This window comes from Bacillus sp. P4_D3, from assembly GCF_056401855.1.
Window position 1 is genome coordinate 1 of sequence record NZ_JBFUIN010000544.1, and the last position, 2108, is coordinate 2108.

Here is a 2108-nt window from a genome sequence, read left to right on the forward strand (position 1 = left end):
TGATATMGGTTTATCACAGGCGAGTTTATTTGATGTAAATGCAGGGTCACAGTCCACTTTGCTATCAACAATTTTTGATATATTTTTTCTTATTATTTTTATTTCACTGGGCGGCATTAACTATTTCGTTGCCACGATTTTAAAGTCGTTTCAATATACAGAGGCGATTTCAAAATTGTTGACGACTAGTTTTTTAGATAGTCTACTTGCAACGTTATTATTTGCAATTACATCAGCGGTTGAAATTGCTTTGCCACTTATGGGCAGTCTATTCATTATTAATTTCGTCCTTATTTTAATCGCAAAAAATGCACCGCAATTAAACGTTTTTATGAATGCGTATGTGATTAAAATTACGTGTGGTATTTTGTTTATTGCGATGAGTGTACCGATGCTCGGTTATGTGTTTAAAAATATGACAGACGTATTACTGGAAGAGTATACGAAACTATTTAACTTTTTCTTAACGAAGTAGGGGGACGCGCATGGCAAAGGATAATAAAACAGAAAAGGCCACCCCGCAGAAGCGTAAAAAATCGCGTGAAGAAGGGAATATCGCCCGGAGTAAAGATTTAAATAATTTATTTTCCATTCTTGTATTAGCAGTTGTCGTTTACTTTTTCGGAGATTGGCTCGGTTATGAGATCGCGAATTCCGTAGCGGTACTGTTTGATCAAATTGGAAAAAATACAGATTCGACCGAGTATTTTTATTTAATGGGCATATTACTTCTGAAAGTATCGGCTCCTATATTAATACTTGTATACGCTTTTCATTTATTCAATTATATGATTCAAGTCGGTTTCTTATTTTCTTCTAAAGTAATTAAGCCGAAAGCATCACGTATTAATCCGAAAAATTATTTTACGAGATTGTTTAGCCGTAAAAGTTTAGTAGATATTTTGAAATCACTGTTTTATATGGGATTAATCGGTTACGTTTCGTACGTTCTCTTTAAAAAGAATTTAGAGAAAATCGTTAGTATGATTGGATTTAACTGGACAGCGTCACTTACTGAAATTATTAGCCAAATTAAATTTATCTTTCTAGCCATTTTAATTATTTTAATCGTTCTTTCTATTATTGATTTCATTTATCAAAAATGGGAGTACGAACAAGATATTAAAATGAAAAAAGAAGAAGTAAAACAAGAGCATAAAGATAATGAAGGGGACCCGCAAGTAAAGGGGAAACGAAAAAACTTTATGCATGCTATCTTGCAAGGGACAATTGCGAAGAAGATGGATGGTGCAACGTTTATTGTGAACAACCCGACGCACATTTCGGTTGTGCTTCGTTACAATAAACAAGTTGATGCAGCGCCTATTGTCGTTGCAAAAGGGGAAGATGAGCTCGCATTATATATACGAACGCTTGCCCGTGAACAAGAAATACCAATGGTGGAAAACCGTCCGCTCGCTCGTTCTTTATATTATCAAGTCGAGGAAGATGAGACGATTCCAGAGGATTTATATGTAGCTGTAATTGAAGTTATGCGCTATTTAATTCAAACGAACGAACTTGAAGTATAATAGCGCGTTTGGAGGGGATCTCTTTGTTTAAGATGGATTCTGCAAGAACCTATTTTTCTATCTTTTTAGCAGCGTCATTCGTTGTGGCGCTCTTAATTCCACTTCCACCATTTATACTTGATATCGTTATCGTTTTTCTACTAAGTATGTCAGTGCTTATTTATATGCGAGCTACAAGTATTAACGAGTGGGATGAATTAAAGTCATTTCCGACGATGTTGTTATTAATCGGGATTTTCCGCGTATCGATTAACGTTTCGACGACGCGAGCGATTTTAACAGACGGAAATGCGGGTCATGTTATTGAAGAGTTTGGCCAGTTCGTAATTGGCGGGAACTTATTAATTGGTATCGTTATTTTTATAGTTTTAATCATATTCCAGTTTATCGTTGCAAACGGTGCGTCTCGTACAGCTGAAGTAGCAGCTCGCTTTACACTTGATTCTTTACCAGGGAAACAAATGTCTATCGATGCTGACTTGAATCAGCGTCTTATTACAGAAAAAGATGCACAGGCGAAACGAAAAAAATTAAATATGGAAACAGAGTTTTACGGAGCGATGGATGGTGCCGGAA

General features: G+C 35.9%; 2 protein-coding genes and 1 pseudogene. All 3 read left to right on the forward strand.

The window, feature by feature from the left end:
- On the forward strand, positions 1 to 475 hold a 475-nt coding region (locus AC1DTM_RS23865), incomplete at its 5' end, for a flagellar biosynthetic protein FliR (protein ID WP_477001046.1).
- 10 nt (positions 476 to 485) lie between these two features.
- Positions 486 to 1532 (forward strand): flagellar type III secretion system protein FlhB, encoded by a 1047-nt coding sequence (gene flhB / locus AC1DTM_RS23870; protein ID WP_016104421.1) that lies wholly within the window; start codon positions 486 to 488, stop codon positions 1530 to 1532.
- 23 nt (positions 1533 to 1555) lie between these two features.
- Positions 1556 to 2108, forward strand: a pseudogene (gene flhA, locus AC1DTM_RS23875) (flagellar biosynthesis protein FlhA); the annotation flags it as partial.

Excerpts from the sequence above, each read along its gene's own strand:
- flhB (WP_016104421.1), top strand. The coding sequence starts at position 486 with ATGGCAAAGGATAATAAAACAGAAAAGGCCACCCCGCAGAAGCGTAAA.